The 23,828-nt window shown below is 71.4% G+C and carries 21 protein-coding genes and 1 tRNA gene; 19 read left to right on the plus strand and 3 right to left on the minus strand.

From position 1 onward, the window contains the following. The first annotated feature begins 1 nt into the window (after nucleotide 1). From metK to pyk, 18 genes are all read left to right on the plus strand, one after another. Nucleotides 2-1,195: a methionine adenosyltransferase gene (metK, locus tag AC5RVZ_RS15350; RefSeq protein ID WP_494066632.1), complete on the plus strand. Its 1,194-nt coding sequence runs from the start codon at nucleotides 2-4 to the stop codon at nucleotides 1,193-1,195. A 54-nt stretch (nucleotides 1,196-1,249) separates the two neighbouring features. Then, nucleotides 1,250-3,226, plus strand: coding sequence for a primosomal protein N' family DNA-binding protein (locus tag AC5RVZ_RS15355; protein ID WP_494066633.1), 1,977 nt, complete (start codon nucleotides 1,250-1,252; stop codon nucleotides 3,224-3,226). Between the two features lie 8 nt (nucleotides 3,227-3,234). Then, a complete protein-coding gene (gene fmt, locus AC5RVZ_RS15360; RefSeq protein ID WP_494066634.1) occupies nucleotides 3,235-4,158 on the plus strand; it encodes a methionyl-tRNA formyltransferase in 924 nt (307 codons plus the stop codon). Further along, nucleotides 4,155-5,525: an RsmB/NOP family class I SAM-dependent RNA methyltransferase gene (locus AC5RVZ_RS15365; protein ID WP_494066635.1), complete on the plus strand. Its 1,371-nt coding sequence runs from the start codon at nucleotides 4,155-4,157 to the stop codon at nucleotides 5,523-5,525. Before fmt ends, AC5RVZ_RS15365 begins: the two co-directional genes overlap by 4 nt. Before the next feature lie 41 nt (nucleotides 5,526-5,566). Beyond that, nucleotides 5,567-6,268, plus strand: a complete 702-nt coding sequence (gene rpe, locus AC5RVZ_RS15370) for a ribulose-phosphate 3-epimerase (RefSeq protein WP_494066636.1) — start codon at nucleotides 5,567-5,569, stop codon at nucleotides 6,266-6,268. A 35-nt stretch (nucleotides 6,269-6,303) separates the two neighbouring features. Next, nucleotides 6,304-6,567 carry a phosphoribosyl-ATP diphosphatase gene (locus AC5RVZ_RS15375; protein WP_494066994.1) on the plus strand — a complete coding sequence of 88 codons (264 nt, stop codon included), beginning with the start codon at nucleotides 6,304-6,306 and terminating at the stop codon, nucleotides 6,565-6,567. Between the two features lie 41 nt (nucleotides 6,568-6,608). After that, nucleotides 6,609-7,451 carry an ATP phosphoribosyltransferase gene (gene hisG / locus AC5RVZ_RS15380; RefSeq protein WP_494066637.1) on the plus strand — a complete coding sequence of 281 codons (843 nt, stop codon included), beginning with the start codon at nucleotides 6,609-6,611 and terminating at the stop codon, nucleotides 7,449-7,451. Continuing rightward, nucleotides 7,451-8,227: an imidazole glycerol phosphate synthase subunit HisF gene (gene hisF / locus AC5RVZ_RS15385; RefSeq protein WP_494066638.1), complete on the plus strand. Its 777-nt coding sequence runs from the start codon at nucleotides 7,451-7,453 to the stop codon at nucleotides 8,225-8,227. The genes hisG and hisF overlap by 1 nt, the downstream gene beginning before the upstream one ends. Further along, nucleotides 8,224-8,589, plus strand: coding sequence for a phosphoribosyl-AMP cyclohydrolase (hisI, locus tag AC5RVZ_RS15390; RefSeq protein ID WP_494066639.1), 366 nt, complete (start codon nucleotides 8,224-8,226; stop codon nucleotides 8,587-8,589). The genes hisF and hisI overlap by 4 nt, the downstream gene beginning before the upstream one ends. Continuing rightward, complete coding sequence (locus tag AC5RVZ_RS15395; RefSeq protein ID WP_494066640.1) at nucleotides 8,586-9,182, plus strand: Trp biosynthesis-associated membrane protein; 597 nt, start codon at nucleotides 8,586-8,588, stop codon at nucleotides 9,180-9,182. Before hisI ends, AC5RVZ_RS15395 begins: the two co-directional genes overlap by 4 nt. A gap of 57 nt (nucleotides 9,183-9,239) precedes the next feature. Next, on the plus strand, nucleotides 9,240-9,470 hold the full coding sequence (locus AC5RVZ_RS15400) for a DUF6704 family protein (RefSeq protein ID WP_494066641.1): 231 nt from the start codon (nucleotides 9,240-9,242) through the stop codon (nucleotides 9,468-9,470). Nucleotides 9,471-9,472: 2 nt separating this feature from the next. Beyond that, nucleotides 9,473-10,282, plus strand: a complete 810-nt coding sequence (gene trpC / locus AC5RVZ_RS15405) for an indole-3-glycerol phosphate synthase TrpC (RefSeq protein WP_494066642.1) — start codon at nucleotides 9,473-9,475, stop codon at nucleotides 10,280-10,282. After that, complete coding sequence (trpB, locus tag AC5RVZ_RS15410; protein WP_494066643.1) at nucleotides 10,279-11,538, plus strand: tryptophan synthase subunit beta; 1,260 nt, start codon at nucleotides 10,279-10,281, stop codon at nucleotides 11,536-11,538. The genes trpC and trpB overlap by 4 nt, the downstream gene beginning before the upstream one ends. Next, nucleotides 11,535-12,329, plus strand: a complete 795-nt coding sequence (gene trpA / locus AC5RVZ_RS15415) for a tryptophan synthase subunit alpha (RefSeq protein ID WP_494066644.1) — start codon at nucleotides 11,535-11,537, stop codon at nucleotides 12,327-12,329. Before trpB ends, trpA begins: the two co-directional genes overlap by 4 nt. A 53-nt stretch (nucleotides 12,330-12,382) precedes the next feature. Then, nucleotides 12,383-13,354, plus strand: coding sequence for a prolipoprotein diacylglyceryl transferase (lgt, locus tag AC5RVZ_RS15420; protein ID WP_494066645.1), 972 nt, complete (start codon nucleotides 12,383-12,385; stop codon nucleotides 13,352-13,354). Between the two features lie 76 nt (nucleotides 13,355-13,430). Further along, nucleotides 13,431-18,038, plus strand: a complete 4,608-nt coding sequence (gltB, locus tag AC5RVZ_RS15425; protein ID WP_494066646.1) for a glutamate synthase large subunit — start codon at nucleotides 13,431-13,433, stop codon at nucleotides 18,036-18,038. Continuing rightward, nucleotides 18,031-19,497 carry a glutamate synthase subunit beta gene (locus tag AC5RVZ_RS15430; RefSeq protein ID WP_494066647.1) on the plus strand — a complete coding sequence of 489 codons (1,467 nt, stop codon included), beginning with the start codon at nucleotides 18,031-18,033 and terminating at the stop codon, nucleotides 19,495-19,497. Before gltB ends, AC5RVZ_RS15430 begins: the two co-directional genes overlap by 8 nt. A gap of 53 nt (nucleotides 19,498-19,550) precedes the next feature. Then, nucleotides 19,551-20,996, plus strand: a complete 1,446-nt coding sequence (gene pyk / locus AC5RVZ_RS15435) for a pyruvate kinase (protein WP_494066648.1) — start codon at nucleotides 19,551-19,553, stop codon at nucleotides 20,994-20,996. A 19-nt stretch (nucleotides 20,997-21,015) separates the two neighbouring features. Here the strand turns inward: pyk and AC5RVZ_RS15440 are convergent, their stop codons facing one another. From AC5RVZ_RS15440 to AC5RVZ_RS15450, 3 genes are all read right to left on the minus strand, one after another. Then, nucleotides 21,016-22,644 (minus strand): RecQ family ATP-dependent DNA helicase, encoded by a 1,629-nt coding sequence (locus AC5RVZ_RS15440; RefSeq protein WP_494066649.1) that lies wholly within the window; start codon nucleotides 22,642-22,644, stop codon nucleotides 21,016-21,018. Nucleotides 22,645-22,736: 92 nt separating this feature from the next. Then, a complete protein-coding gene (locus AC5RVZ_RS15445) occupies nucleotides 22,737-22,940 on the minus strand; it encodes a hypothetical protein (RefSeq protein ID WP_494066650.1) in 204 nt (67 codons plus the stop codon). A gap of 134 nt (nucleotides 22,941-23,074) precedes the next feature. Beyond that, nucleotides 23,075-23,157 (minus strand) — tRNA-Leu (locus tag AC5RVZ_RS15450). Between the two features lie 46 nt (nucleotides 23,158-23,203). On the opposite strand from AC5RVZ_RS15450, the gene AC5RVZ_RS15455 reads away from it, so the two are divergent. Next, nucleotides 23,204-23,824 carry an ANTAR domain-containing response regulator gene (locus AC5RVZ_RS15455; RefSeq protein ID WP_494066651.1) on the plus strand — a complete coding sequence of 207 codons (621 nt, stop codon included), beginning with the start codon at nucleotides 23,204-23,206 and terminating at the stop codon, nucleotides 23,822-23,824. Nucleotides 23,825-23,828 lie beyond the last annotated feature (4 nt).

Below are 23,828 nucleotides of genomic sequence, written 5' to 3' on the forward strand. Positions count from 1 at the left end.
GATGACCGACCTGCGTCTGTTCACGTCCGAATCCGTCACCGAGGGGCATCCCGACAAGATCTGCGACCAGATCTCCGACTCGATCCTCGACGCGATCCTCGCTGACGATCCCCGAGGGCGCGTGGCCGTCGAAACCCTCGTGACGACAGGACTCGTCCACGTCGCAGGCGAGGTGTCGACGTCCGCCTATGTCGAGATCCCCGCGATCGTGCGCGACGTGGTCAATCGCATCGGCTACACCTCCAGCGACACCGGGTTCGACGGCGATTCGTGCGGTGTCAGCGTGTCGATCGGCGCGCAGTCCTCCGACATCGCCGCCGGCGTCGACAAGGCGTTCGAGCGGCGGGAGGACGGGTCCGAGGACCCGCACGATCTGCAGGGCGCCGGCGACCAGGGCATCATGTTCGGCTTCGCGACCATTGAGACGCCGCAGCTCATGCCGATGGCGTCGTGGACCGCCCACCGCATGGCCGAGCGCCTCAGCGAGGTCCGCCGTTCCGGCGAGCTGCCGTTCCTGCGTCCCGACGGCAAGACGCAGGTGACGCTCGGGTACGACGGCGCCACGCCGAAGACGGTGGAGTCGGTCGTGCTGTCGACGCAGCACCACCCGGACATCTCGCAGAAGGCGCTGCGCGCCGCCGTGCGGGCCGAGGTCATCGATCCGGTCCTCGAGGCGACGGGACTGGATCTTCCGGATGTGAAGTACTACATCAACCCCGCCGGTCCGTTCGTGACAGGCGGCCCCAAGGGCGACGCGGGGCTCACCGGCCGCAAGATCATCATCGACACCTACGGCGGCGCCGCCCGCCATGGCGGCGGAGCCTTCTCCGGCAAGGACCCGTCGAAGGTCGACCGCTCCGCTGCGTACGCGATGCGCTGGGTGGCCAAGAACGCCGTGGCCGCCGGGCTGGCCGAGCGCCTCGAGGTGCAGGTCGCGTACGCCATCGGAAAGGCCAAGCCGGTCGGCCTGTACGTCGAGACCTTCGGCACCGGCCGTGTCTCCGACGAGGCGATCACCCGTGCCATCCTCGAGGTGTTCGATCTGCGGCCGAAGGCGATCATCGATCAGCTCGATCTGCTCCGGCCCATCTACGCGCGGACGGCCGCCTACGGGCACTTCGGCCGTGAGCTGCCCGAGTTCACGTGGGAGCGCACCGATCGCGCGGAGGCCCTGCGCGCGGCCGCCGGGCTCTGACGACGGCCGCGTGAGCGCGGTGAGCGGGAAGCGGATGCCTCGGCGGGCGGCAGCATGACCGCGCGCCGCGTCGCCCGCGTGCTCATCGACTCGCCGCTTCCGCAGCTGGACCGCCTCTTCGACTACGCCATCCCCGCCGAGCTGGCGGATGCGGCCGTGCCGGGCGTGCGCGTGCGCGTGCCGCTGCGCACAGCCGGTCGCGTGGTGGAGGGGTACCTCGTCGAGGTGGGCGAGCCGGACGTCTCCGACCGGCCGCTCTCCGAGCTCGACGCGGTCGTCTCGCCGGTGCCGGTCCTGACGCCTCGGCTGTACGCGCTCGCCCGGAGGGCGGCCGACCGCGCCGCGGGCTCCGCCGGAGACATCCTGCGGCTGGCGATCCCGCGGCGGATGGTGCGGGCCGAGAAGGCGTGGCTCGCCTCCGACCCGCCGGCGCCGCCGGCGGTCTCGCCGCAGGCGCAGTCCTGGTGCGCATCCGTGCTCGCGGAGTTCCCGGCGCTCCCCGACGCGCTCGACGAGGGTGCACGGGTCGCGGTCGACGCGCCGCCCGCGCCGGCGCTTCTCGAGGACGGCACGCCGGTGGGCTCGTGGGCGCTGCTGCTGGCCGCCGCCGCGGTCCACACGCTCGCGCGCGGCAGGAGCGCCGTCGTGGCGGTTCCCGATCATCGCGACCGCGCGCAGCTCGAGGCGGCCCTCGCGAGCCGTGTGCCCTCCGATGCGCTGGTGCGCGACGATGCCAAGCAGAGCGGTCCCGCCCGCTACGCCGCCTACCTGCGGACGATCGCCGACGCGCCGTGCATCGTCATCGGCAACCGCTCCACCGTGTACGCTCCGGCGGCGGATGTGGGGCTCATCGCCGTGTGGGACGACGGCGACCCGCTGCTGGCGGAGCCGCTCAGTCCCGGGGTGCACGCGCGTGACGCCGCCCTGCTGCGTCAGGAGCTCGATGGCGGCGCCCTCCTCTTCGCCGGGCACACCCGCACCACGGACGTCGAGCGGCTCGTGGCCGTCGGGTGGCTTCGAGAGGTGCCCGCGGCGCGGCGGCGCAGTCCCCGAGTGGTCCTCAGCGCGACCCGCGAGGGGGAGTCGCGGGGCGCGCGGGTGCCCTCGTCGGCGTTCGCGGCCGCCCGCGAGGCCCTGGAGTCCGGCCCCGTGCTCGTGCAGGTGGCGCGCCCGGGCTACGCTCCGGTCCTGGTGTGCGCGCAGTGCCGCCATCCCGCGCGCTGCGCCCACTGCGGCGGGCCGCTGCACGCGGCGCGCCACGGCGCCGTGCCCGCGTGCTCGTGGTGCGGACGCTCGGCGACGGGCTGGGCGTGCCCGGAGTGCTCCTCGACGCGGGTGCGCATGGCGTCCTCCGGCAGCGAGCGCACGGCGGACGAACTCGGGCGCGCGTTCCCCGGCACCCGCGTGATCGTCGCCGACGGCGACCATCCCGTCGCGACGATCGACGACCGGCCCGCGCTCGTGGTCGCCACACGCGGGGCCGAGCCGCTCGCCGTCGGCGGCTACCGGGCGGTCATCCTGCTGGACGGGGACCGGATGCTGCTGGCCGAGGATCTGCGGATCGGGGAGTCGTGCCTGCGATGGTGGTCCAACGCCGCGGCGCTGGCGGCCCCGGACGCGCCGGTCCATCTCGTGGGGGTGACCGGGCCGGTGGCCCGTGCGCTGGCGACGTGGACGCAGCCGGCCTACGCGCGGGCCGAGCTCGCCGACCGCGCCCCGCTGCGGATGCCTCCGACGGTCCGCGTCGCCGCCGTCGAGGGGTCGCGGCGCGCGGTGGACACGGCGCTGGAGGAGCTGCGGCGGGCCGTCCCCGAGCTCGACCACGAGGCGGTGCTGGGTCCGCTCGCGCGAGACGAGAGCGTCCGCGCGCTGGTGCGGTTCGAGTACGCGCTGGGGGCGCGGGTCGCGGCGTCGCTGCGGGCGTCCGTGGTCAGCCAGGCGGTCGGCGCCCGCCGCCCGGGGAAGGGTCGGCAGCCGGCGCCGGCGAATACACTGAGGGTTCGGGTCGACGTGCCCGACCTCGACCTGTGAAGGACTTCATGCGTCTCGTCTTCGCCGGCACGCCGGCGCCTGCGGTTCCGTCGCTGCGCCGGCTCGCAGCCTCCGGCCACGACATCGTGGCCGTCGTGACCCGCAGGGATGCGCCGCTCGGGCGCAAGCGCGTGCTGACGCCGTCGCCGGTCGCCGCGGCGGCTGAGGAGTTGGGGCTGGAGGTCCTGCGCGCCGATCGACTGGACGCCGATGTGACAGCCGATCTGACGGCCCGAGACCCCGACCTCGGCGTGATCGTGGCGTACGGAGGACTGGTGCGCGAGCCGCTGCTGTCCGCGCCCCGTCACGGCTGGATCAACCTGCACTTCTCCCTGCTGCCGCGCTGGCGCGGCGCGGCGCCGGTGCAGCACGCGCTCATCGCCGGCGACCGTCGCACCGGCGTGAGCGTCTTCCAGCTCGTGCCGGAGCTGGATGCCGGCGCGGTGTACGCGGAGAGGTCCTGCGACATCCCGGCCGACGTCACCGCCGGAGAGCTGCTGGACGAGCTCGCGGCATCCGGGGCGGATCTGCTCGCCGAGGTGGTCGACGCGATCGCCGACGGCACCGCGGTCGCGCGTCCGCAGGAGGGCACCCCGACGTATGCCGGCAAGCTCGCCGACGACGACGGCCGGATCCGGTGGACCGACGGCGCCGAGGCGGTGCTCGCGCGCATCCGCGGCGTGACGCCGGAGCCCGGCGCGCACACGACGCTGGACGGGACGCGGCTGAAGATCCTCGGCGCGCGGCGGGCGCCGGCCGATGCGCCGGCTCCGGCGCCGGGGCACTTCGCCTCCCACGGCAAGGCGGTGCTCGTGGGCACCGGGGATGCGCCGGTCGTGCTCGAGGTCGTCCAGCCGGCGGGCAAGGGCCCGATGCGGGCGGCTGACTGGTGGCGCGGGCTGCGTTCGGACGCGCCGGTGGCGGGCGCATGAACGGCACCGTCGGCGCGCGTCGCGTCGCGTACGAGACGATCCGGGCCGTCAACGAGTCGGACGCGTACGCCAACCTGCTGCTGCCGACCGCGATCGCGCGCGCCGGCCTGTCGGGCGCCGACGCGGCGCTTGCGACCGAGCTGGCGTACGGCACGCTCCGACGGCAGGGGACGTACGACGCGGTGATCGCGATCGCCGCGGACCGGCCGGTGCACGAGATCGATCCCGCCGTGCTGGACGCGCTGCGACTGGGCGTCCATCAGCTGCTGTCCACGCGCGTGGCCTCGCACGCCGCGGTCAACGAATCCGTCGAGCTCGCGCGTCGGGCGGGCGGCCGCGGGGCAGCGGGATTCGCCAACGCGGTGCTCCGACGCGTCTCGCGTGACACGCCGGGGGACTGGATGACCCGGGTGGCGGCCACCGCGCGCTCCGACGATGAGCAGCTGGGGCTGCTCTTCTCCCACCCGGTCTGGGTCGTGCGCGCCTTGCGGCGCGCCCTGGCCGCGGAGGACCGCGCCGACGAGCTGGAGGCGCTGCTCACGGCCGACAACGCCGCTCCGCGCGTGACCATGGCAGCCCTGCCCGGCATCGCCGAGCCGCCCGAGGACGCGCGCCGCACGCCGTTCTCGCCGATCGGCTTCCGGCTGGGCGGCGGGGATCCCGACGCCGTCGTGCGCGGGTCGGACGGTCGCATCCGTGTGCAGGACGAGGGTTCCCAGCTTGCCGCCCTCGCCCTCTCCCGTGCGGTGCCGATCTCCGAGGGGGAGAGGTGGCTGGACCTGTGCGCGGGGCCGGGCGGGAAGACCGCGGTCCTGGCTGCGGAGGCCCTCGCCCACGGCGCCCGGCTCGAAGCCAACGAGATCTCACCGTCGCGCGCGGGCCTGGTGCGGCAGGCTCTCGCGGGCGTGCCGCTGGAGGTGCCCGTCTCGGAGGAGGACGGCCGCACGCGCGCCGGCGGCGCGCCGGCCACCTACGACCGCATCCTCGTCGACGCCCCGTGCACCGGCCTCGGTGCGCTGCGACGGCGCCCCGAGGCGCGCTGGCGCAAGGCGCCCAGCGATGTCGCGGCTCTCGTCGACCTGCAGCAGGAGCTGCTCGACGCCGCCATCAAGGCTCTCAAGCCCGGCGGCATCGTGGCGTACGTGACCTGCTCGCCCCACCTGGCGGAGACCGCCGGGGTCGTCGCGGAGGTGCGCCGGGAATGGGGCGACGCGCTCGAGGAGATGTCGGCGCGCGACGTCGTCGCGGGACTGTCGGACGCCGACCCGGGGCTGCTGCCGCAAGCCGACGGCAGCGGACGGGCGCAGCTGTGGCCGCATCGGCACAACACCGACGCGATGTCGATCAGTCTGCTCCGCCGGACCTGACCCCGGCCCCGGCCGGGGGGCCGCCTGGCGGCTCGGCGATAATGGACCGTGTGCCTTCGAGTGACGACCTGAGCCGAGACATCGGCACACGCATCAATCCCAGCATCCTGGCCGCCGACTTCGTCAACATGCAGTCCGAGCTCGCCCGGATCGCCGCCGCCGACTTCGTGCACGTCGACGTGATGGACAACCACTTCGTGCCGAATCTCACGTTCGGCCCCCAGATGGTCCAGCGCATCCAGGCGACGAGCCCGATCCCGCTGGACGTGCATCTGATGATCACGGATGCCGACCGCTGGGCCCCGGGTTACGCCGAGCTGGGCGCCGCGTCGGTCACGTTCCATCTCGAGGCGGCGCAGGAGCCCGTGGCGCTGGCGCGGCGGCTGCGCGCCATCGGCGCGCGCGCAGGTGTGGCGGTCAAGCCGGGAACCCCCGTGGACGGGCTGCTCGACGTGCTCGACGAGTTCGACCAGATCCTCGTGATGACGGTCGAGCCGGGGTTCGGGGGACAGTCGTTCATGCCCGAGACCATGCCGAAGCTGCGCCTTCTCGCCGAGGAGGCGCGGCGGCGGGGGTCTTCGGTGTGGCTCCAGGTCGACGGCGGCATCGGCGAGAGCACGATCGCGCAGGCGGCGGAGGCCGGCGCCGACACGTTCGTCGCGGGGTCGGCGGTCTTCGGCGCCGGAGACCCGTCCGCGGCCATCGCCGCACTCCGCGCGGCGGCGGCCGCCCACCGGTACTGAGACGCCACCCGTCTCAGGTTCGCTACCCTGGCATGGTGAAGACGTTCGACACGCTGTTCGCCGAGCTCGCCGTCAAGGCGGCCGAGCGCCCCGAGGGATCGGGCACCGTGGCGCAGCTGGACGCGGGCGTCCACGCGATCGGCAAGAAGATCGTCGAGGAGGCCGCCGAGGTCTGGATGGCGGCGGAGTACGAGTCGACGGAGGCCGCGGCGGAGGAGATCTCGCAGCTGCTGTATCACCTGCAGGTCCTCATGCTCGCGAAGGGACTCTCGCTCGAGGACGTCTACCGACATCTGTGAGCGCGTCCCCGTCCGCCCTCCGACCCGAAAGTTCCGCCGTCATGCTGCGAATCGCCGTGCCCAACAAGGGCTCGCTCGCCGAAACCGCCTCCGAGATGCTCCGGGAGGCGGGCTACACGGGTCGTCGCGACCCCAAGGACCTGCACGTCATCGACCCCCACAACGACGTCGAGTTCTTCTACCTGCGCCCCAAGGACATCGCCACCTACGTCGGCTCAGGGGCGCTGGATGTCGGCATCACCGGACGCGACCTGCTCCTGGACGCGCGCATGCCGGGCGCACGCGAGATCGAAGCGCTGGGATTCGGTGACTCGACCTTCCGCTTCGCCGGTCCTCCCGGCCGCTTCTCCGCCGTGACCGACCTCGAGGGGATGCGCGTCGCGACGGCCTACCCGGGGCTCGTGGACGGATTCCTCGACGAGCACGGCGTGGCCGTGGACCTCGTGCCGCTGGACGGCGCCGTCGAGTCGGCGGTGCGGCTCGGCGTCGCCGACGCCGTCGCCGACGTCGTGTCCACCGGCACGACGCTGCGCCAGGCGGGGCTCGAGATCTTCGGACCCGTGCTGCTGCAATCCGAGGCCGTCCTCATCTCGTCGCCCGACGAGGCCGACGGAACGCAGACGCTGCTGCGTCGGCTGCGCGGTGTGATGGTCGCGCGCCGGTACGTGATGGTGGACTACGACCTGCCCGCGCGGCTCGTGGACGACGCGGTCGCCATCGCCCCGGGGATCGAATCGCCCACCATCTCGCCGCTGCGCGACCCGGAGTGGGTCGCGGTGCGCGTCATGGTTCCGCGCTCCGGCGTCAACCACGTCATGGACGCGCTCTACGCCATCGGGGCACGCGCGATCCTCGTGACGGCGATCCACAACGCGAGGCTGTGATGAGTCTGGTCTGCCGCGTCATCCCGTGCCTCGACGTCGCCGCCGGCCGCGTCGTCAAAGGCGTCAACTTCCAGAATCTGCGCGACATGGGCGATCCCGTCGAGCTCGCCCGCGAGTACTTCCGACAGGGAGCCGACGAGATCACCTTCCTCGATGTGACCGCGACCGTCGATGACCGCGCGACGACCTACGACGTCGTGCGCCGGACCGCCGAAGAGGTCTTCATCCCGCTCACGGTCGGGGGAGGGGTGCGCTCCACCGATGACGTGGCCCGGCTGCTCGCCGTCGGAGCGGACAAGATCGGCGTCAACTCCGCCGCGATCGCGCGCCCTCCGCTGCTGGACGAGATCGCCGACCGGTTCGGCGCGCAGGTCCTCGTGCTCTCGCTCGACGTCAAGCGGTCGCCTCGCACACCGTCCGGTTTCGTCGTGACCACGCACGGCGGCCGCACCGAGACGACGCTGGACGCGCTCGCGTGGGCGCGGGAGGCGATCGACCGCGGTGCCGGCGAGCTCCTGGTCAACTCGATCGACGCGGACGGGACGAAGCAGGGCTTCGACCTGGAACTGGTCGGCCTGATGCGCGAGCTGTCCAGCGTGCCGGTCATCGCGTCGGGCGGAGCGGGCGAGGCCGCCCACTTCGGTCCGGCGATCGCCGCCGGCGCCGACGCGGTGCTCGCGGCATCCGTCTTCCACTCGGGCCAGCTGACCGTCGGCGACGTCAAGGCGGCGATGGCCGCCGACGGCATCGCGGTGCGGGAGGTGGCGGCGGCATGAGCGAGACGGTCCAGGAGCGCATCTCGCGGGTCGCGTTCAACGCCGACGGCCTCGTCGCGGCGATCATCCAGCAGTGGGACACCCGCGAGGTGCTCATGCTGGGCTGGATGGACGCCGAGGCTCTGCGCCGGACGCTCACCGAGGGGCGCGTCACGTTCTGGTCGCGCTCCCGCCGCGAGTACTGGCGCAAGGGCGACACCTCGGGCCACATCCAGCTCGTGCGCGGCGCCCGGCTGGATTGCGACGGCGACGCCATCCTGGTCGAGGTGGATCAGGTGGGGCCGGCCTGCCACACCGGCACGCGGACGTGCTTCGACGCCGACGACCTCGAGCCCGTGGCCGGACCGGAGCGAGACGGGTGAAGCGGCGCGCGCGCCTGGTCGCCGTCGTCGCCACCGTGGCCTGCGGGGCCCTCGGAGTGATCTCCTCGACGCAGACGTGGCTGACCGTCGTGCTCGACGACGGCGCGGGACACGCCCTCGAGGTGCCCGGCGCCGCGGCCATCCCGGTGCTGGCGCCGCTGAGCCTGGCCGTGCTGGCGCTCGGCGCCGCACTGGCGATCGTGGGCGTCGTGCTGCGCGCCGTCTTCGGGGTGCTGTCGACGGCCATCGGCGGGATCCTGGCATGGACGAGCGGGCAGGTGGTGTTCGCCGACCCGGCCGCCGCCGTCGCCTCGACCGTCACCGAGTCCACCGGCATCGCGGGCGCACCCGGTGTCGCCGACATGATCGCGACCATCACCGCCACGGCATGGCCGCCCATCGCCCTCGCGGTGTGGATCGTGCTGACGGCATCCGGGATCTTCACGCTCATCACGGCCCGCTCCTGGGGCGGCGTCGGGCGACGGTACCGCACCGAGGACGCGGCGCACGCGGCAGGGCCGGCGGGCTCACGGCCGCACGACGCCATCGATGACTGGGACGACCTGTCGCGTGGCGAGGATCCGACCGCCTGACCGATAGACTGGCCAGCGGCAATCCGCGACATCCCCCGGCTGAACCAGGAGACACCTATGAGCAACAACATCGGCGACCCCGGCCACGGACACTCTCCCGCCGCCTGGACGGCCGTCGTGATCATGCTCGTCGCGGTCGCCCTCGGCACGCTCTTCTTCTTCCTCGACATGCCGCTGCTGGTATGGGTGTCTGCCGGGCTCCTGATCGTCGGCCTCATCGTGGGGTGGATCATGGCCAAGGCCGGATACGGCGCGAACGGGTCCAAGTACATCGCGAAAGAGCACTGATCATGCTCGCCGACCTCACGGCCGGCGCGGTGGAGGACGCCCGCTCACGTGCGGCTGAGCGGCCGACGGCTGTGGTCGAGGCCGCCGCGCTCGCGCAGCGCCCTGCCCTCGACGCCCTCGCCGCTCTGGCCCCGTCCGACCGCGTGAAGATCATCGCCGAGGTCAAGCGCGCCAGCCCCTCACGCGGCGACCTCGCGGCCATCCCCGATCCCGCACAGCAGGCGCGGCGGTACGAGGAGGGCGGGGCGAGTGCGATCTCGGTGCTCACCGAGGGCCGCCGCTTCAAAGGCAGCCTCGCCGACCTCGAGGCCGTCAAGGCCGCGGTCGGTCTCCCCGTGCTGCGCAAGGACTTCATCGCGACCGAGTACCAGGTGCTCGAGGCGCGCGCGTCGGGCGCCGATCTGGTGCTGCTCATCGTCGCCGCCCTCGAGCAGGATCTGCTGGCGCGGCTGCACCGGCTCACCCTGGACCTCGGGATGACGCCCCTGGTGGAGACCCACTCGGCCGACGAGATCGATCGTGCGGCGGACCTCGGCGCCTCGCTCGTCGGCGTCAACGCACGCGACCTGTCGACCTTCCACCTCGACCGGGATCTGTTCGGGCGGCTGGTGGACCGCATCCCGGCCGGTGCCGTCAAGATCGCCGAATCGGCCGTCCTGACGCCGCAGGATGTCGCGCACTACCGCGCGGCCGGCGCCGACGTCGTGCTCGTGGGCGAGGCGCTCGTCACCAACGACCCGGTCACGACGCTGCGGGCGTTCCTCGACGCCGGCGCGCCCGAGGGCGCGAGCGAACGGAAGGAGTCGGAGTGAGACTCCGCGACGCGTCCGGTCCCTTCTTCGGGGACTTCGGCGGACGCTACATGCCCGAGGCGCTCATCGCGGCGATCGACGAGCTGACCGCCGAGTACGAGGCGGCCATGGCCGACCCCCCGTTCCGTGCCGAGCTGGCCCGGCTGCTGCACTCCTACGCGGGGCGTCCCTCGCCCATCACGGAGGTGCCGCGCTTCGCCGAGCATGCCGGCGGCGCCCGGGTGTTCCTCAAGCGCGAGGACCTCAACCACACCGGGTCCCACAAGATCAACAACGTGCTCGGACAGGCGCTGCTGACCCGGCGGCTGGGCAAGACCCGGGTCATCGCCGAGACCGGCGCGGGGCAGCACGGTGTCGCCACGGCGACCGCCGCTGCGCTGTTCGGGCTGGACTGCACGATCTACATGGGAGAGGTCGACACCGAGCGTCAGGCGCTGAACGTCGCGCGCATGCGCCTGCTCGGCGCGGAGGTCGTTGCCGTCCGCACCGGTTCACGCACCCTCAAGGACGCGATCAACGACGCGTACCGTGACTGGGTCGCCAGCGTCGAGACCACCAACTACATCTTCGGCACCGCCGCGGGCCCGCATCCCTTCCCCGCGATGGTCCGCGACTTCCAGAAGGTCATCTCCGAAGAAGCTCGCGCGCAGCTGCTCGAGGAGACCGGCCGCCTGCCGGACGCCGTCCTGGCGTGCGTCGGCGGCGGCTCCAACGCCATCGGCATGTTCGACGCGTTCCTCGATGACGAATCGGTGAAGCTGTACGGCGTGGAAGCGGCCGGCGACGGCGTCGACACCGACCGCCACGCCGCCTCCATCGAGCGCGGTCGCCCCGGCGTGCTGCACGGGGCGAGGACCTTCGTCCTGCAGGACGAGGACGGGCAGACCATCGAGTCGCACTCCATCTCCGCGGGCCTGGACTACCCCGGCGTCGGGCCCGAGCACGCGTGGCTCGCCTCGATCGGGCGGGCCGAGTACATCCCGGCGACCGACGACGAGGCGATGCAGGCCCTGCGACTGCTGTCCGAGACCGAGGGGATCATCCCCGCCATCGAGTCGGCGCACGCCCTGGCCGGCGCGCTGCGGATCGGCCGCGAGCTGGGACCGGACGCCGTGCTCGCCGTCTGCCTCTCGGGGCGCGGGGACAAGGACATGGACACCGCCGCCCGCTACTTCGGGCTGTACGACGACCAGGACGGCCCGGTGGACACGCCGCCGCCGGACGAAGCGGCCAAGGGAGAGGGCACCAACCTATGACCTCGCGGGTCGCCGCCGCCATCGACGCGGCGCACGCCGCCGGGCGCGGCGCCTTCGTCGGCTACCTGCCGCTGGGCTTCCCGAGCCTCCGTGACAGCATCGAAGCCGCCGTCACGCTCGCGCAGAACGGTGCCGACGTCATCGAACTCGGACCGCCGTACTCCGACCCAGTGATGGACGGCACGGTGATCCAGGAGGCGACGCAGGCGGCCCTGGCCGCGGGCTTCCGGCTGCGCGACACGTTCACCGCGCTGGCGGAGATCACCAGCCGCGTGGATGTCCCTGTCCTCGTCATGACGTACTGGAACCCCGTGCTCCAGTACGGCGTCGACCGCTACGCCGACGACCTCGCCGCCGCCGGCGGCGCCGGCCTGATCACGCCGGACATCACCCCGGAGGCTGCGGGGGAGTGGATCGCGGCAAGCCGACGCACCGGACTCGATCGCGTCTTCCTCGCCGCGCCGACCTCGACCGACGAGCGGCTCGATCTGATCGTCCAGAGCTCCACCGGGTTCGTCTACACCGTCTCGACGATGGGCATCACCGGTGAGCGGGCTGAGCTGGACGCGGCCGCCCGGACGCTCGTCGGCCGCCTGCGGGAGCGCGGCGCCGAACGCGCGTGCGTCGGCATCGGGATCTCCACGCCCGAACAGGTCGCCGGCGTGCTGGAGTACGCCGACGGCGCGATCGTCGGCACCGCACTCGTGCGGGCGCTGCGCGACGGCGGCCTCGAGGGGCTCGCCGACACGGCCAGGAGACTGGCCGCGGGCACGGCCCGCCCCGCGAACTAGACTTCTGACGTCGGTCGCCGCCGACACACCACCAGCAAGGACACGGTTCTCCCATGATCAACGCCGCCGCGAGCGTCGTCGCCAGCATCCCGAGCCCGCCGATCAGCTACTTCGACATCGGGCCGCTCCGTATCCACATCTACGCGCTGTGCATCATCGCCGGCATCGTCCTGGCCGTGCTGTGGACCAACCACCGGCTCACCAAGCGCGGTGGCGAGCCCTGGGTGGTCATCGACATCGCGCTCCTCGCCGTGCCGCTGGCGATCATCGCCGCACGCGTCTACCACGTCGTGACGCACTGGGACTTCTACTTCGGCGAGGGCGCGAACCCGCTCTCGGCGCTGTTCATCTGGGAAGGCGGCATCGCGATCTACGGCGCCCTCATCGGCGGCGCGATCGGCGCGTGGCTCGGATGCCGGTGGACCGGCATCCGGTTCTGGACCTTCGCCGATGCGCTCGCGCCCGGTCTGCTTCTGGCCCAGGCCGTCGGCCGCTTCGGCAACTGGTTCAACCAGGAGCTGTTCGGGTGGCCCACCGACGTGCCGTGGGGCCTGGAGATCGAGTACCCGAACCCGGCGTGGCCGATCGGTCTTCCCGAGGGCACCCTCTTCCACCCGACCTTCCTCTACGAAGTGGTCTGGAACCTCGCCGGTGTCGTCGTGCTGGTGTGGGCCGGTCGACGCCTCCGTCTGCAGTGGGGACGCCTGTTCGGGCTCTACCTCGTGTGGTACAGCGCCGGGCGCATCGTGTGGGAGTCGATCCGCATCGACCCGAGCGAGATCATCCTGGGGCTGCGCACCAACGTGTGGGCGGCGATCCTCGGCGTTCTCCTGGGACTGGTCATCCTCGTGGCCCAGAAGCGCCGGCATCCCGGAATCGAACCGTCCCCATATGTGCCGGGGCGCGAATGGGCCCAGGAAGGTTCTGTACAATCGCAGGACACCGACGACTTCGTCGACGTCAGCGAACCCCCGGCGTCCGAGGTCGACAGCGCCAGCGCCACAAGCACACCCGCCACGAAATAGCGCGCTCCTCCCGCCGGGAGCGCGTGTCCCGGGCCGACGTCGTCCCATCTTGAGCATCAACGTGAGGACGGTAGGTATGGCTTCGAGCCCCCGTCACGGCGCCTTTTCCCAGGCGCACGCCCCCGCATCGTCGGGTACCGCAGGCTTCCCGCGGAAGCAGGGGATGTACAACCCTGCCTTCGAGAAGGACGCCTGTGGCCTGGCCATGGTCGCGACCCTTCGCGGCCATGCCGGTCACGACATCATCGACCTGGCGCTCACGGCGCTTCGCAACCTCGAGCACCGCGGAGCGATCGGCTCGGACGCGGGCACGGGCGACGGCGCGGGCATCCTGACGCAGATGCCCGACGCGTTCCTGCGCGCGGTGGTCGACTTCGATCTCCCGCCGGTGGGGGAGTACGCCGCGGGCATGGTGTTCCTGCCCCGTGACGACCAGGCGCGCGCGGCTCAGAAGGCCGGCATCGAGCAGATCGCGGCATCCGAGGGCCTCACGGTGCTCGGATGGCGCGAGGTTCCGACCGCCGAGGAGAACCTGGGCAAGCTCGCCTTCCAAGCGCGCCCGGCCTTCGAGCAGCTGTTCGTGTCGCGCCCTGCCGTCGCGGACGCACCCGCGCTGTCGGGAATCGCCCTGGACCGCCGCACCTACCGGCTGCGCAAGCGCGCCCGCACCGAGCTCGACGCCTACTTCGTGTCGCTGTCGGCGCGGACGCTCGGCTACAAGGGCATGGTGACGACGCTCCAGCTCGAGCCGTTCTACCCCGACCTGCAGGACGAGCGGTTCGCGTCCGAGCTCGCGGTGGTGCACTCCCGCTACTCGACCAACACCTTCCCGTCCTGGCCCCTCGCCCAGCCGCTGCGGATGCTCGCGCACAACGGCGAGATCAACACCGTCAACGGCAACCGCAACTGGATGCGCGCCCGGCAGTCGCAGCTGGAGTCCGAGCTGCTCGGCGACATCCGGCCGCTGCTGCCCATCTGCACCGAGGGAGCAAGCGACTCGGCGTCGTTCGACGAGGTGCTCGAGCTGCTGACCCTGACCGGCCGCAGCCTCCCGCACGCGATCATGATGATGGTGCCCGAGGCCTACGAGAAGCAGGCCGACATCGACCCGAAGCTGCGGGCGTTCTACGAGTACCACTCGATGCAGATGGAGCCCTGGGACGGCCCGGCCGCGCTCATCTTCACCGACGGCACGCTCGTGGGAGCGACGCTCGACCGCAACGGACTCCGCCCGGGCCGGTGGACCGAGACCACCGACGGGCTGATCGTCATCGGCAGCGAGACCGGTGTGCTCGACTTCGAGCCCGAGCGGATCAAGCGTCGCGGACGGCTCCGCCCCGGACGCATGTTCCTCGTCGACACGGCCCAGCGCCGCATCGTCGAGGACGAGGAGATCAAGGCGGAGCTCGCCGAGCTCGAGCCGTGGCAGGAGTGGCTCGACGCCGGACGCGTCCGTCTCGCGGACCTCCCCGAGCGCGAGCACATCGTGCACCCGATCGCCTCCATCACCCGTCGCCAGCGCACCTTCGGATACACCGAGGAAGAAGTGCGCATCCTCCTCACCCCGATGGGGCAGACCGGCGCCGAGCCGCTGGGCGCGATGGGAAGCGACACGCCGGTCGCCGTGCTCAGCGAGCGCCCGCGTCTGCTGTTCGACTACTTCACGCAGCAGTTCGCGCAGGTGACCAACCCGCCGCTGGATTCCATCCGCGAAGAGGTCGTCACGAGCCTGAAGACAGGACTCGGGCCCGAGCCGAACCTGCTGGCCTCCGGCCCGGATCACGCTCGTCGCGTCACGCTGGACTTCCCCGTCATCGACAATGACGAGCTGGCCAAGATCCAGCACATCGACCGCGCCCTCCCGGAGCGGTCCGCCGTCACGATCCGCGGGCTGTACCACTTCGACGCCGGTCCCGGCTCGATGAAGGCGCGCCTGGACGAGATCTGCACCGAGGTCGATGAGGCGATCGCCCGCGGCGTGGAGTTCATCATCCTGTCCGACCGCGACTCCAACAAGGACCTCGTCCCCATCCCGTCGCTGCTGCTCGTCTCGGCGGTGCATCACCACCTGATCCGCAACGAGAACCGGATGAAGGTCGGTCTCGTCGCCGAAGCCGGTGACGTCCGCGAGGTGCACCACGTCGCGATGCTGATCGGATACGGCGCGTCGGCGGTGAACCCGTACCTCGCGATGGAGACCGTCGAGTACCTGGTCCGCACGGGCTTCATCACGGGCATCACACCCGAGAAGGCGGTGCGCAACCTCATCTACGCGCTCGGCAAGGGCGTGCTGAAGATCATGTCGAAGATGGGCATCTCGACCGTCGCGTCGTACTCGGGCGCCCAGATCTTCGAGGCGATCGGGCTCAGCCAGGAGTTCGTCGACGCGTACTTCACCGGCACGGAGACGAAGCTGGGCGGCATCGGCATCGAGCAGATCGCCGCCGAGAACGAGGCGCGCCACGCCTTCGCCTACCCGGCGGATGCCGCAGCCCGCGCTCACGAGCGACTGTGGACCGGTGGCGAGTACCAGTGGCGCCGCGACGGCTCGCCGCACCTGTTCAACCCCGACACGGTGTTCCGGCTGCAGCACTCCACGCGCACCCGTCGGTACGACATCTTCCGCGAGTACACCAAGCTGGTCGACGACCAGACGGAGGAGCTGAAGACGCTGCGCGGCATGTTCCGCCTGCGCACCGGCGCCCGCCCCCCTGTGCCGATCGACGAGGTCGAGCCGGTGTCGTCGATCGTCAAGCGCTTCTCGACCGGCGCGATGAGCTACGGGTCCATCTCGAAGGAGGCGCACGAGACGCTCGCCATCGCGATGAACCGCCTGGGTGCGAAGTCGAACACCGGTGAGGGCGGCGAGGACGTCGAGCGGCTCCTCGATCCCGAGCGGCGCAGCGCCATCAAGCAGGTGGCATCCGGCCGGTTCGGCGTGACGAGCCTGTACCTCACCGAGGCGGACGACATCCAGATCAAGCTCGCGCAGGGCGCCAAGCCGGGCGAGGGCGGTCAGCTGCCGCCCACCAAGGTGTACCCGTGGGTCGCCCGCACGCGCCACGCGACGGCCGGCGTGGGACTGATCTCGCCGCCGCCGCACCACGACATCTACTCCATCGAGGACCTCAAGCAGCTGATCTTCGACCTGAAGCGGGCGAACCCCGACGCACGCGTGCACGTCAAGCTGGTCAGCCAGTCGGGCATCGGTGCCGTCGCCGCGGGCACCGCGAAGGCGCTGGCCGACGTCATCCTCATCTCGGGTCACGACGGCGGCACCGGTGCGAGCCCGCTGAACTCGCTCAAGCACGCCGGAACGCCGTGGGAGCTGGGGCTCGCCGAGACGCAGCAGACCCTGATGCTCAACGGCATGCGCGACCGTGTGGTCGTGCAGGTCGACGGCCAGCTGAAGACCGGCCGCGACGTCATCATCGGCGCGCTGCTGGGCGCCGAGGAGTTCGGCTTCGCCACGGCGCCGCTGGTCGTCTCGGGCTGCATCATGATGCGCGTGTGCCACCTGGACACCTGCCCGGTGGGCGTGGCGACGCAGAACCCGGTGCTGCGTTCGCGCTTCACCGGCAAGCCGGAGTTCGTCGTCAACTTCATGGAGTTCGTCGCGCAGGAGGTGCGCGAGTACCTCGCCGAGCTCGGCTTCCGCACGCTCGATGAAGCCATCGGCCGCAGCGACCTGCTCGACACCGAGGGCGCCGTCGCGCACTGGAAGGCCAACGGCCTCGACCTCACGCCGATCCTGGAAGGCCCGCGCTTCTCGGAGGACGAGCCGCGCAGGAACACCACGAGCCAGAAGCACGAGCTCGACGAGCACTTCGACGTGGCGCTTCTCGAGCGCGCGCGGGATGTCATCGACAACGGCGGTCACGTCACCATCGACCTGCCGATCCGCAACACCGAACGCGCCGTCGGGACCCTGCTCGGACACCATGTGACCCGCGCCCGCGGCGAGAACGGGCTGCCCTCGGGCAGCATCGTGGTGAACCTCACCGGGTCGGCGGGACAGTCCTTCGGCGCCTTCATGCCCGCAGGCATCACACTCCGCCTCGAGGGCGACTCGAACGACTACGTCGGCAAGGGGCTCTCGGGCGGGCAGATCGTCATCCGGCCCCCGCGCGGCGCCGCGTTCGACGCGTCGAAGAACGTCATCGCCGGCAACGTCATCGGCTACGGCGCGACGCAGGGGACCATGTTCCTGCGGGGCGTCGTGGGGGAGCGCTTCTTCGTGCGCAACTCCGGTGCGACCGCCGTCGTCGAGGGTGTCGGCGACCACGCGCTGGAGTACATGACGGGCGGTCTCGCGGTCATCCTCGGCGCGACAGGGCGCAATCTCGGCGCCGGGATGTCGGGCGGCACGGCGTACGTCTATCGGCTGGACCAGAAGCTGGTCAACCGCGAGGCGCTGTCGACCGGCGAGCTCGAGCTCGGCGAGCTCGGCTCCGGCGACGCCGAGATCCTCCGCGACCTGCTGGAGCACCACCTCGCCGAAACCGAATCCACACTCGCACGCGACCTCCTCGAGAACTTCGAGGCGGAGCTGCAGAATTTCGTCCGCGTCATGCCCCGCGACTACGCCGCGGTGCTGCAGACGCGCCAGGAGGCGGTCGCTCAGGGGCTGGACCCCGACGGCGACGTCGTCTGGAACCGCATCCTGGAGGTGACGGGTGGCTGACCCGAAAGGCTTTCTCAAGGTCACCGAGCGCGAGCTGCCGCCGCGGCGGCCCGTGCCGGTGCGCATCATGGACTGGAAAGAGGTCTATGAGCCGGGCGACTCGGCGGTACTGCGCCGTCAGGCCGGACGCTGCATGGACTGCGGCATCCCGTTCTGCCACAAGGGCTGCCCGCTGGGGAACCTGATCCCCGAGTGGAACGACCTGATGTGGCGCGGTGAGGGCCGTGCCGCGATCGAGCGCCTGCATGCGACGAACAACTTCCCGGAGTTCACCGGTCGCCTGTGCCCGGCGCCCTGCGAGAGCGCCTGCGTGCTCGGCATCAACCAGCCCGCCGTGACCATCAAGCAGGTCGAGGTCTCGATCATCGACGAGGCCTTCGCCAACGGCTGGGTCGAGCCCGAGCCGCCGGGGCGCCTGACCGGCAAGACCGTCGCCGTGGTCGGCTCCGGCCCTGCCGGTCTCGCGGCCGCGCAGCAGCTCACCCGGGCGGGGCACACCGTGGCGGTGTTCGAGCGCGACGACCGCATCGGCGGACTGCTGCGCTACGGTATCCCCGACTTCAAGATGGAGAAGCGGCATCTCGAGGCGCGCCTGCGCCAGATGCAGGACGAGGGCACGCGGTTCCGGGCGGGGGTCGAGATCGGCAAGGACATCTCCTGGAGCGACCTGCGGGCGCGCTACGACGCGGTCGTCATCGCGACGGGCAGCACGGTGCCCCGGGACCTTCCCATCCCGGGTCGCGACCTCGCCGGTGTGCACTTCGCGATGGAGTACCTCGTCGAGTCGAACCGGGCCGTCGCCGGCGACGCCGTGCCGAACCAGATCACCGCCGAGGGCAAGCACGTCGTCGTCATCGGCGGCGGCGACACCGGCGCCGACTGCATCGGCACCGCGCACCGCCACGGCGCGCTGAGCGTCACCAACCTCGCGATCGGACGCCGCCCACCCGGGGAGCGCCCCGAGGACCAGCCGTGGCCGATGGCCGCGACGCTGTTCGAGGTGCAGTCCGCGCACGAGGAGGGCGGAGAGCGCAGCTTCCTCGCCTCCACCGTCGAGTTCCTCGGCAACGAGGCGGGCGAGGTCCGCGCGCTGCGCGTGGCCGAGACCGAGTTCGTCGACGGGCGCCGTGTGCCCAAGAGCGGCACCGAGCGCGAGATCCCGGCGGATCTCGTCCTCATCGCCATGGGCTTCACCGGTCCCGAGCAGGCGCTGCTGCAGGAGCAGCTGGGCGCGGGGTTCACCAACCGTGGCAACGTCCGGCGCGAGAAGGACTACCAGACGACCACCCCCGGCGTGTTCGTCGCGGGCGACGCCGGCCGTGGGCAGTCGCTCATCGTGTGGGCCATCGCCGAGGGCCGCGCCGCCGCCGCTGAGGTCGACCGGTACCTCATGGGCGACACCGAGCTGCCCGCTCCCGTCCATCCGCACGATGTCGCCATCGGACTGCAGCCCGCGTAGGCTTGCCGAGGCATTTCGCCCCCTTCACCACATACCCCGGAGACAAACCACGGATGAGACGCGCCAAGATCGTCGCCACCCTGGGTCCGGCCACATCGACGTATGAGATGGTCCGCGCGATCATCGACGCCGGCGTGGACGTCACCCGCTTCAACCTGAGCCACGGGGACTACTCGGTCCACGAGAACAACTTCGCCAACGTCCGCAAGGCGGCCGACGACGCCGGCCGCGCGGTGGCGATCCTCGTCGACCTGCAGGGCCCGAAGATCCGGCTCGGCAAGTTCGAGAACGGCCCGCACGATCTCGCCGTCGGCGACATCTTCAAGATCACCACGGAAGACATCCTCGGCACGAAGGAGATCGTCTCGACGACGTTCAAGGGCCTGCCGCAGGACGTCAAGCCGGGCGACTTCCTGCTCATCGACGACGGCAAGGTGCGCGTCAAGGTGATCGAGACGGACGGCACCGTCGTGACGACCGAGGTCGTCGTCGGGGGACCGGTCTCGAACAACAAGGGCATCAACCTCCCGGGTGTGGCCGTCAATGTGCCGGCCCTGTCCGAGAAGGACGAGGCCGACCTCCGCTGGGGTCTGCGCGCGGGCGCCGACATCATCGCGCTGTCGTTCGTGCGCGACGCCAAGGACGTCCAGCGCGTCCACGTCATCATGGCCGAGGAGGGACGCCACGTCCCGGTCATCGCCAAGATCGAGAAGCCGCAGGCCGTGGAGAATCTCGAGGAGATCATCGACGCCTTCGACGGCATCATGGTCGCGCGCGGCGACCTCGGCGTCGAGCTTCCGCTGGAGGCCGTGCCGATCGTGCAGAAGCGCGCCGTCGAGCTGTGCCGCCGCATGGCCAAGCCGGTCATCGTGGCCACGCAGATGCTCGAGTCCATGATCGAGAACCCCGTTCCCACGCGCGCCGAGACCAGCGACGTGGCCAACGCCGTCCTCGACGGCGCCGATGCGGTCATGCTGTCGGGCGAGACGAGCGTCGGCAAGTATCCGGTGACCGTCGTCGAGACGATGGCGCGCATCATCGACTCCACCGAGGAGCACGGACTGGAGCGCATCCAGCCGCTCAGCACCAAGCCTCGGACGCAGGGCGGGGCCATCACGCTGGCTGCCATGGAGGTGGCCGAGTTCGTCGAGGCGAAGTACCTGTGCATCTTCACCGAGTCCGGTGACACCGCACGGCGCATGTCGCGCCTGCGACCGCGCATCCCGATGCTCGGCTTCACGCCGGACCCGGCCATCCGACGCCGCATGGCTGTCACGTGGGGCGTGCAGTCCTCGCTCGTCGAGCACGTGGCCCACACCGACCTGATGTTCCTCCAGGTCGACGACTACCTGCTGTCGAACGACCTCGCGAAGGTCGGCGACAAGGTGGTCGTGATCTCCGGGTCACCTCCCGGGATCATCGGCTCGACGAACGACATCCGCATCCACAAGGTGGGCGACGCGGTGCACGGCAAGGCGCCGATCTACCAGTCCCGCTGACCCGCACCGCGTCGGGCGATCACTCGACGAGGATGAGCAGCCGGTTCTCGGTCACGGCGTCGAGGGCGAGCGTCTTGTATCCCTGTTCCTCGAAGAACACGGTGAGGCGATCGTCCTCGACAGCCGAGACGGTCCCGCGACCCCACTCGACGTGCTCGACCTCCGAGCCCGTCGGGAACGGCGCGGCCGCCTCGTCGACCGCCGCGCGCTGCGCGGTGCCCGCCCGGCAGGTGTCGCAGTGGCCGCAGGGGTCGGGCAGGTCGTCGCCGAAGTAGTGCAGCAGCGCTCGACGGCGGCAGTCGCGCGTCTCGGCGTAGCGCCGCATGACCTCCAGGCGTGACTGCTCGATCCGCTCCCGGCGCTCCGACGCCGCCTCGGCGAGCGCAGCCGCCTCCTCCGGCGGGACGGATGCGTCGCCGGCGGCTCCGCGGCGGGTCATCCGCCCGACGCCGCCTTCGACGAGGAGGTTGACCAGTCCGGTGGCCGTGCGGGGCGAGATGCCCAGCTCCTCGGCGAGCCCCTTCATCCGCCGGGGCGCGGACGCCGAGGCGATCGCGCGGTGCATCCGGACGAGCATGTCGCGATCGACGCTCCGCGAGGCGAAGTACTTCCGGATGCCGAGATCCTCGGAGCGGTAGAACAGGACGGCGTCGGCGGGCTCGCCGTCCCGACCGGCGCGACCGAACTCCTGGTAGTACGCGTCGAGCGATTCCGGTACGGACGCGTGCACGACGAAGCGGACGTTGGGCTTGTCGATGCCCATGCCGAAGGCGTTGGTGGCCACCACGACGTCGAGCTCGTCGTGCAGGAACGCCCGATGCGCCTCCGCACGGTCGGCGGCGGAGAGGCCCGCGTGGTACACGCCGGCGCGCAGGCCCGCCTCTTCGGCGAGCGCCTCCGCGTACTCCTCCGCTTCCCGGCGCGTCGCGGTGTAGACCAGGCCCGGCCGTGGCAGCTCGGGAACCAGCTGCAGCACCGCGCGGCGCTTGTCGTCGGGGGATGTCGCCCGGTGCACCGTCAGCTCGATGTTGGGGCGGTCGACGCCGCGCACGACCAGCAGCGGGTCGCGCATCCCGAGCCGCTCGGCGATCTCCTCACGGACCGGTTCCGCGCCGGTCGCCGTCAGGGCGACGACCGGCGGTCTGCCCAGTCGGTCGCGCGCCGCGCCAAGCCGGAGGTAGTCCGGCCGGAAGTCGTGCCCCCAGCTGGCCACGCAGTGCGCCTCGTCCACCGCGAGAAGGCCCACGCCGATCTCCCGCAGGGCCGAGACGACGGCATCCTTGGCCAGCTGCTCGGGCGTGAGGAAGACGAAGCGCGCCGTGCCCGTGCGGAGCGCCTCCCACGCGTCGGCGGTCGCGCGCTCCCCGAGAGTGGAATTGAGGACGATGCCGCGCGGGGCGTCCGGCGCGTCCTCCAGCTGTGCCAGCTGATCGTTCTGCAGTGCGATGAGCGGTGAGACGACCACAGTGACGCCGTCACGCAGCGTCCCGGCGAGCTGGTATACCGCGGACTTGCCGGCGCCCGTCGGCAGGACGCCGATGACGTCGCGACCCTCGACGAGCGCGTCGACCGCTTCACGCTGCCCTTCGCGCAGCGCCTCGAAGCCGAAGCTCTCGCGGGCGGTCTCGACGATGACGGAGTCAGGCATCGGCATCCCTTCATATGGCGAGCGGCCATCCTCGCATCGGCCCGATGCTCGCCGTGGGGGATTGACACGACCCGCCCCGAGGGTCGGCCGCTTCAGCTCGGAGGCATGGTGTCGACGTCGTGACGGTCCGCGTCGCCGATCCGCGGATCGGCCGCCGTGGCGGGAGAGACGGGGGAAACGCCATCGGGTGCCTCGGTGCCCGGGTAGTGCGGCTGTTCGACCTCCGTGCCGGGGTCGCGCTCGTCCTTGGGTGGAAGGTGGTCCGAGGGCTGCTTGATGTCATCGCGATCGGTCATACCGCCAGCCTCGGGCATCTCAGGCCGTGACGCAGGGGGGTTGCGATCTGCGCCGAGAGGGCGCATGCGACTCGCTGTGCCGGTGGTGGGCACGAAGAAGGGGAGGCACCCTGCGGGCGGCTCCCGGACCTTCGTGCCGGTGGTGGGAGTCGAACCCACACGCCCTTTCGGGCAACCGAGTTTGAGTCGGTCGCGTCTGCCATTCCGCCACACCGGCTCGCGCCGCCGCGCGTCCGCGATCGACCATACCTTAGGATCTAAAGGTGACTGAGCAGGAGCAGAACGCAGCCGTGGCGGCGGCCACCCCCCGTCGTGTCGTCGTCGCCGAAGACGAGTCGCTGATCCGACTCGACATCGTCGAGATCCTCCGCGACAACGGTTTCGATGTCGTCGGCGAGGCCGGCGACGGCGAGACCGCGGTGCAGCTGGCCACCGAGCTGCGCCCCGACCTCGTCATCATGGACGTCAAGATGCCGCAGCTCGACGGCATCTCGGCGGCCGAGAAGCTCAGCAAGAACCACATCGCTCCGGTCGTGCTGCTGACCGCGTTCAGTCAGAAGGAGCTCGTCGAGCGCGCGAGCGAGGCCGGCGCACTGGCGTACGTGGTGAAGCCGTTCACGCCCAACGACCTGCTGCCGGCGATCGAGATCGCCCTCGCCCGCTACGAGCAGATCATCACGCTCGAGGCCGAGGTCGCCGACATGGTCGAGCGCTTCGAGACCCGCAAGCTCGTCGACCGCGCCAAGGGCCTCCTCAACGAGAAGATGGGCCTGACCGAGCCCGAGGCGTTCCGCTGGATCCAGAAGGCGTCGATGGACCGCCGCCTGACGATGCAGGACGTCGCAAAGGCGATCATCGAGCAGCTGGCACCCAAGAAGGGCTGACAGG

The organism is Arthrobacter sp. Cza30, from assembly GCF_059090765.1.